This window comes from Micromonospora sp. D75 (assembly GCF_018070405.1).
Taxonomy (GTDB): Bacteria; Actinomycetota; Actinomycetes; order Mycobacteriales; family Micromonosporaceae; genus Micromonospora; species Micromonospora chalcea.
In genome coordinates, this window is the sequence record NZ_JAGPXV010000933.1 from 1 (window position 1) to 1,568 (window position 1,568).

Here is a 1,568-nt window from a genome sequence, read left to right on the forward strand (position 1 = left end):
GTGCCCCGCTGTGGCCGACCCCGGTGGTGCCGGGTGTCCGGCAGGCCGCGGAGGACTGACCGGCGCTCCGGTCCGGCGCGCTGAGCCGCAACGCTCAGTCGCCGGCCGCGGCCTCCAGCATCGAGCGGGGCACCGGCACCTGCTCGAAGCGGACCTGACCCTCCGGCACCATCCAGCTGCTGACCTGCGCGACGAGCCGGCCCGCGCGGACCGCCGGGTCGTTCGCGTACAGCTCGCGGGCCATCTGCGGGTCCACCGACAGCACCACGAAACCGCGGACGCGTCCGTCGTCGCCGTCCAGGAACGGCCCGGCCGCGAGCACCGCGCCCTGCTCCACCAGCCCGGCCTGGTGGGCCAGGTGGGCGTCCTGGATCCGGTCGAGCGCGTCCTGCGGCAGGTCCGGCGCGTCGTCCGGGCGGACCAGGAGCACCACCGTGTGCCTGTCGAATCGCATGTCCTCAGGCTAGGGGTTGCCGGGCATCGACACCGGCGGGTTAGGTGCGCCTTACCAGGTCAGCTAAGGTGAGGCGTACCTAACCGGAAGGCGTGCCACCCCGTGACCACCGTCGCCGTCCGGCCCGCGCGGGCCGGGGCCCCCGCCCGCCGTGGCGCACCCCGCCGCATCGCGGCCACCCTGGCGGCGGCGCTGCTGCTCCTGCTGGCGCTGCTGGCCAGCCTGGCGCTCGGCAGCCGGCACATCCCGGTCGACCAGGTGTGGCACGCGTTGGTGTCACCGGACGGCGGCGACGCCACCACTGTCGTCCGGGACATGCGGCTGCCGCGTACCGTCCTCGGGCTGGTCGTCGGCCTCGCGCTGGCGCTGGCCGGGGTGCTGTTCCAGGCGGTAACCCGCAATCCGCTGGCCGAGCCGCGCATCCTCGGCATCAGCGCCGGAGCCTCGTTCGGCGTGGTGCTGGCCATCGCCGTGTTCGGGGTCGGCACGCTCGCCGGGTACGTCTGGTTCGGCATCGCCGGCGCGCTGCTCACCGGGCTGCTCGTGTTCGCGGTCGCCAACCGCGCCCGCGACGGCGCCAGCCCGGTCACCCTCGCGCTCGTCGGCGCGGCCATCGACGCCGGTCTCGGCGCCATCGTGTACGCGCTGCTCAGCATCGACGCCCGCACGTTCGAGGAGTACCGCTTCTGGGTGGTCGGCGGGCTGACCGGCCGGGGCGTCGGCGTGGCCGGGCAGGTGCTCCCGTTCGTGGCGGCCGGCGTGCTGCTGGCCCTGCTGGCCGCCCGTGGCCTGGACGCGCTCGCCCTCGGCGACGACGTGGCCCGGGGGCTCGGCCACCGGGTCGCCCTGGTCCGGCTCGCCGCCGGCGGCGGTGGCGTGCTGCTCACCGGCGCCGCGGTGGCCGCAGCCGGGCCGATCGCGTTCGTCGGGCTGGCGGTGCCGCACCTGGCCCGGGCGCTCGTGGGCGCCGACCACAGGTGGACGCTGCTGGTCGCCGCGCTGCTCGGCCCCGCGCTGGTGCTGGCGGCCGACGTGACGGGCCGCCTGGTCGCCCCGCCCGGCGAGATCCCCGCGGGCATCATCACCGCCCTGCTCGGCGCCCCGCTGCTGGCCT

Annotated in this window: 2 protein-coding genes; one reads left to right on the plus strand and one right to left on the minus strand. The window is 76.5% G+C overall.

Going from position 1 to position 1,568, the window contains the following annotated elements:
- Positions 1-94: 94 nt before the first annotated feature.
- Complete coding sequence (locus tag KBX39_RS30820) at positions 95-454, minus strand: YciI family protein (protein WP_013285335.1); 360 nt, start codon at positions 452-454, stop codon at positions 95-97.
- Between the two features lie 102 nt (positions 455-556).
- On the opposite strand from KBX39_RS30820, the gene KBX39_RS30825 reads away from it, so the two are divergent.
- On the plus strand, positions 557-1,568 hold a 1,012-nt coding region (locus KBX39_RS30825), incomplete at its 3' end, for an iron ABC transporter permease (protein ID WP_210873916.1).